Source organism: Prevotella micans F0438 (assembly GCF_000243035.1).
Taxonomy (GTDB): domain Bacteria; phylum Bacteroidota; class Bacteroidia; order Bacteroidales; family Bacteroidaceae; genus Prevotella; species Prevotella micans.
Genome location: NZ_JH594521.1, coordinates 830,580 through 835,137, shown reverse-complemented (window position 1 = coordinate 835,137; position 4,558 = coordinate 830,580). Strand labels below are relative to the sequence as shown.

Genomic DNA, 4,558 nt, shown 5'->3' with positions numbered 1-4,558 from the left:
GTCTGCGGGAAGCGTTCCAACTAGTTGGAAGAGCTAAATCCGTCTGCGGGAAGCGTTCCAACTAGTTGGACGAGCTAAATCCGTCTGCGGGAAGTGTTCCAACTAGTTGGACGAGCTAAATCCGTCTGCGGGAAGCGTTCCAACTAGTTGGAAGAGCTAAATCCATCTGCGGGAAGTGTTCCAACTAGTTGGACGAGTTCTCCCCAATATCGGGCACAAATTCTCATTACAACATAGCCTCTATCAGGGATGTTACGAAGCACAATGTGAGACCGTTATACGCGAATGACTTGTTTGACACCTTTGACGCCCTTGAGTTTTTTTATAAGGCCGTTGAGCTTCGACACATCTTCCAGGAAAACAACGAGATTCCCGGAGAAAAGACCGTCGTTGGAATCAATATTTATGGAACGCATCACAATTCGCTCGTCGTTGGAGATAATACTGGTTATGTTACTGACGATTCCGATATCGTCATTGCCTATGATGCGCAGGGTTATGCTGTAATGCGACGCACCTTTGCCGCTCCATCGGGCTTTCACGATGCGATAGCCGAAACGACGGCGCAATTCCGGGGCGTTCGGACAATTATTGCGATGGATTTTAATGCCGCCGCCTATTCCTACAAAACCGAAAATGGGGTCACCATAGATGGGATGACAGCAACGGGCCAGGGTGAAGTCGACGCCGTGAAGGTTTTGGTCGATTACAAGCACGTCGTCGTTCTGTTTGATTAATTCTTCTTCAGGATTTTCATATTCAAAAGTATCAGCGCCCTGTGTTTCCTTCGGTTGGTTTAGGTTGTGTAGCTTGTCATAGAGCTTTTGATATTCGTCGATAAGTGTGTTGAGGTCTAGTTTTTCGTCAGCTATTTGTTTGTAGAAATCGGATGCCTCTTTGAATCCCATTTTTCGAATGAGCTGCGAGAGCGCGGCATCATCGAGCTCTATTTTTCTATTCTTGAATCGGCGTTCTAGCATCTCCTTGGCATAAGCTCCTTCGCGGGCTTGCGACTCCTTAAGGGCCAGTTTGATTTTTGCTTTGGCGCGGGCCGATTTAACCAACGAGAGCCATTCGCGGCGCGGTCTTTGGGTTGTCGATGTAACGATTTCAACCGTGTCGCCACTGCGGAGTTCGGTTTTGAATGAAACGTTTTTGCCGTTTATTTTTCCACCAACACAAAGATTTCCCACCTGTGAGTGGATGTGATATGCAAAGTCGAGCACGGTTGCTCCTTTGGGAAATTTAAGGAGGTCGCCCTTTGGCGTGAACACATATATTTCCTTTTCATAAAGGTCGAGCTTGAACTGGTCCATAACCTCAAGATTGTCTCCAGCCTCAAGAGCTGCTCGAATGTTTGCAAGCCAGTTGTCGATACCGTCTTCGGCCTTTATTCCTTTATATCGCCAATGGGCAGCAAGTCCGTGCTCGGCAACCTCGTCCATCCGTTCGGTTCTAATTTGCACTTCAACCCATTTTGCTTCTGGGCCGAGAACGGTTATGTGCAGACTTTCATATCCGTTTGATTTCGGCACGGAGAGCCAATCGCGCAACCGTTTCGGATTGGGTTGATACATGTCGGTCACTATAGAATAGGCCTGCCAACATTGCATCTTTTCTTTCTCTTCGGGCGAGTCGATGATTATTCGAATAGCGAAGAGGTCGTAAATTCCTTCAAAGTTGCAGCGTTGCTTCTTCATCTTTTGCCATATGGAGTGGATAGACTTTGTTCGACCTTTGATGTGGAAACGCAAACCGGCACTTTCTAGACGTTGCTTCACAGGCTCGATGAACTGGGAAATATAGGCCTCGCGGGCCGATTTAGTTTCGTTGAGCTTATCCTTTATCATATAGTAAGCATCGTGCTCAAGATATTTCAGAGATAAGTCTTCAAGTTCGCTTTTGAGCTGATAAAGGCCAAGCTTATGAGCCAGCGGAGCGTAAAGATAGCTGGCCTCTTCGGCAACCTTATGCTGCGAATCGGTATCAGACGTGTTGCGAATCTGCCGCATCAGATTCACGCGGTCGGCAATCATGATGAGAATCACGCGCATGTCCTCAGCAAAAGAAAGGAGCAGATTACGGAAGTTTTCGCTCTCCACAACAGGATTCTTTTTATAGAGATTCTGCACACGCACCAATCCACGAATAATCTTAGCCGTTCCTTCACCAAACTCAACCTCAACCGTCTCTATCGAATTGTAGCCGTTAAGCACACCATCGTAGAGCAATATTGCAAGAATCGAATCGCGTTTCAATCCAATTTCATTAACTGCAATCCGAGCCGTTTGCAAAGCCAGGAGCACGGGATTCAATCCGAAAACGTTCCGCTCAATTCTATCTTCGGCCACGGCTCGTCTTAACAAGGTGCGAAGATGCAACTCATCGTCTGGCGAAAGTTGTATCTTCAGTTCGTTGAAATATAATAGAGAGAGTTCTTTTTCAGGTTTGGTGAAAATGTATCCTGTCTGCATAAATCCTATTGAAGTTTGTTGTTCGCAAAGGTAGCACAAAAGGCACAGTTGCTTCCGCGCTTACCTAGAAAGTACCTACATTTGCCACATATTCAATTCAAGAAAAACTAATAATTATGCTAACACAGAAAGATCAACAACAACTGTCAGAAAAGGGCATCAGCCCCGAAACACTTAACAAGCAATTAAAGCTTTTCAAAACCGGATTTCCTTTCCTCAAACTATCGAATGCTGCCGGAATAGGCAACGGAATCATTGCACCCAGCAACGACGAATGCCAACGCTACATACGTATTTGGGAGGAATACACAAACAACCGCCACAGCGTGGTTAAATTCGTGCCCGCATCGGGAGCAGCAAGTAGAATGTTCAAAGATTTGTTCGCCTTCCTAAATGCCGAGTACGACGTTCCGACAACCGAATTCGAAAAAGAATTCTTCGAGCACATCCGCAAGTTCGCTTTCAGGAAAGACCTGTGCAAAATCTGTAAAAGCAGTATGCAAACAAATGTTTGCGGACTCTTGGAAGAAGGAAACTACAAGGCCATCGTACGCACCCTTCTTGAACCCGACGGACTCAACTACGGCAGCTTGCCCAAAGGTCTGCTGCTTTTCCACAACTACGACGACGGCCCACGCACGTCAATGGAAGAACATCTCGTTGAAGCCGCTCTGTATGCCACAGTGGGAGGTGAAGCCAATGTACACTTCACCGTTTCACACGAGCATCTGCAACTCTTCAAACAAAAGGTGGAAGAAAAACGAGCGAAATATGAAACGATGTTCGGAATCAAATTCCACATCACCTTCTCCGAACAAAAACCATGCACCGACACGGTAGCCGCCAATCCCGACGGCACACCATTTAGAAACAACAACGGAGAGATTATATTCCGACCCGGCGGACACGGAGCACTCATCGAAAATCTGAACGACATCGATGCCGATATCATTTTCATCAAAAACATCGACAACGTAGTGCCCGATAGACTTAAAGAACCCACCGTGAAATGGAAAAAGATTATAGCAGGTGCACTGGTGGACATACAGGAGAAAACCTTTACCTATCTTCATAAACTCGAAACCGGCAACACTACCGAAGCCGAACTCAAAGAAATAATACAGTTCGTCGAGAAAGAACTGTGTTGCCTGAAAAAAGATATAGACACCCTCGGCAAAACCGAACTCATTTGCTACCTACGCAACAAACTAAATCGCCCGATACGCGTTTGCGGAATGGTGAAAAACAGCGGCGAGCCCGGTGGTGGTCCCTTCCTAGCCTATAACTCCGACAACACGATTAGTTTGCAAATTCTAGAAAGTTCGCAAATCAATCAAGACAATCCCAACTACAGAACAATGTTCAAAAGCGGTACCCATTTCAACCCCGTCGACCTGGTTTGCGGTTTGCGCGACTACAAAGGACAACAGTTCAATCTTCCGCGATATGTCGACAGTTCTACCGGTTTCATCAGCAAAAAGTCGAACAACGGTCGCGAACTCCTAGCCCTTGAACTCCCCGGCCTTTGGAACGGCGCCATGAGCAATTGGAACACCATCTTCATCGAGGTTCCACTCGAAACATTCAATCCCGTGAAGACAGTGAACGACCTCTTCCGTCCGCAACATCAATAAAAATTTATTCAACCAAACGATAAAGCCATATCTGCCCCCCCGGAAAGGAGGAACCGGATATGGCTTTTTCCATGCTGTGAAGAATTCCACAGCTTATTAATCCACAACTCACATTACAATAAGAAAGAATATGTGCTATAAACCAGAGAAACTCGGGCAATTGCATATCAATTCTTATGCCCCCCTACTCATGCTCTAAATCAAAAAGATAACTCCCAGTTTGTCAGAAAGAATTGATTAATATACCTTTGCCACCGTGAGTTACATGGCAACATATTCCATCGCCCCGATGACGCAGAGAAATTTCGATTTCTCTGTGATTTTTTTCGTCCAATAATTTGGTGGGTTCGGAAAAAGTGCTAACACACACACACACACACACACACACACACACACACACACACACACACACACACACACACACACACACACACACACACACACACACAC

General features: G+C 46.1%; 2 protein-coding genes. One reads left to right on the top strand and one right to left on the bottom strand.

Annotated elements, in window-relative coordinates; genetic code table 11:
* Positions 1 to 275 precede the first annotated feature (275 nt).
* On the bottom strand, positions 276 to 2,474 hold the full coding sequence (locus tag HMPREF9140_RS03450) for a RelA/SpoT family protein (protein WP_006951780.1): 2,199 nt from the start codon (positions 2,472 to 2,474) through the stop codon (positions 276 to 278).
* Between the two features lie 116 nt (positions 2,475 to 2,590).
* Here HMPREF9140_RS03450 and HMPREF9140_RS03445 point away from each other — a divergent pair, with 116 nt between their 5' ends.
* Positions 2,591 to 4,108, top strand: a complete 1,518-nt coding sequence (locus HMPREF9140_RS03445) for a DUF4301 family protein (protein ID WP_006951779.1) — start codon at positions 2,591 to 2,593, stop codon at positions 4,106 to 4,108.
* Positions 4,109 to 4,558 lie beyond the last annotated feature (450 nt).